Genomic DNA, 1,605 nt, shown 5'->3' with positions numbered 1-1,605 from the left:
CCGATTGATCACCAAGCGTATAAATGGACTTTGTATCATAGATAAAATTTGTTTGCTCTTCAGTTAAGCTGCTACCTTCGATTCTATTGCTATTGTAGGCAAAACGTTTTTGAGTGATATCATAAACACCACCATCTACCTTGCCTTCTCGTTCTAGCCTTAATCTTGTTACTAAATCCATTAACATAAGGACTCCTTCTTTCTCGAGGTAGAAAATTCCACCTCTGCACTTTTAGTCTTTCAAAATAGTTACAACGAACGCCCTTTTGTGTGTTCTGGCGTTTCTTGTACTGAGCTTGATTGCTTTTTGTGTTCCTGTCGTTCTTTTTGAGCTTGTGCTAAGCGTTGCTCAAAAGCATTGGGAGTCTGCTTTTCACCAACCTCCTTTATGAGATTTTCTCGTAAAGCTTTCGGAAGTTTTAAAATTTGAGTTAATTTTTCAGTTGAATAATTCTCAAATGAACTCATCACATCTTGCGGACTTAGTTTATCAAGTTGTTTCAAAAGCATCTGCTTGCTACTAAGCTCATTTTTCCCAGATAATAAGACATTTTCCATAAACTGATTAAGAAAAGTTTTATTACTGATTCTAGCAGGTGCATTATCCAACACAAGTGCATCTCTAAAATATTTTGCATGCTTTTTAAATGGTTCGTTATCTATTTCAAAACCTAAGCTCCTTAAATATTTAATTGTAAAGACTGCTGTTGTTCGAGTATTCCCTTCTCGAAATGGATGAATTTGCCAAACTCCTGAGATAAACTTTGTCACTTCTTTGACAATTTCCAAATCGCTCAATTCAGAATAATCTTTTGCTTTTTCTTGTGTGAAATCGTAACTCAATGTCGTATTAATCTCCCTAAAATCTGAATACATGACCGAGAGGCCACCTAGCACTTCTTCAGTCTTAGAGATATTTTCTTGCCGTACTTTTCCAACTGGATAACGAAATTCTTCAATGCCTTTGAAAAGTCTCTCATGATAGGAAATTAAAGTCGCAGGACTTAACGTGAAAGACTCAGAGGCAAGAATTTCAGTAATTCTAACTGATGCAAAATCCGCCTCCATCGTTCGATTAATTGATTGATTTTCTGAATAATAGACAGTCAAATCCTCAATAATTTCTTGATAACTTTTCGTCCCTTCAATATTATCCTTCGATAGAGAAATCAGGTAGTCGGATGGTCTCAAGTTATCAGTTGCCTGTAATCCAAAACTTGTTTCCCAATAATCTTGTTTTTTCTGATAGCTTGGTGCTTTTTCTAAGTCATATGGTCTATTATCAAAATTCATATTTCTTTACGCTCCTGTCTCTTTTAGTATATCATAAACGGATAATGAGGTCATCTTTGCCATTGATTCTTTAATTACTTATTGACTCAAAAAATGAAAGAGGCTGGGATAAAAGTCAGGAGTTGTTCTTTATGCATAAAAATTATAACATGAAACAAGTCATTTTATCACTTGTAGAAATAACGCACGACAAACGCATGAAATAAATAATTCCCTAGTATCTTTATTTATGTTAAAGTAAAAGAAAAGCTATTAAGGGAGTTCATGATGTACGAAATCTACGAGTATTTAGAAAGCGTCACAGATCCACGC

The 1,605-nt window shown here is 34.6% G+C and carries 2 pseudogenes; both read right to left on the bottom strand.

Going from position 1 to position 1,605, the window contains the following annotated elements:
* Window positions 1–181 (bottom strand): annotated as a pseudogene (locus tag ACYQ21_RS15530) (Fic family protein); the annotation flags it as partial.
* Window positions 182–501: 320 nt separating this feature from the next.
* A pseudogene (locus ACYQ21_RS15525) lies at window positions 502–1,293 on the bottom strand (Fic family protein); the annotation flags it as partial.
* Window positions 1,294–1,605: the final 312 nt, after the last annotated feature.

It is taken from the genome of Pseudolactococcus yaeyamensis, from assembly GCF_054658615.1.
The sequence above is the reverse complement of the archived record's forward strand: the minus strand, read 5'-3'. Positions and strand labels throughout refer to the sequence as shown.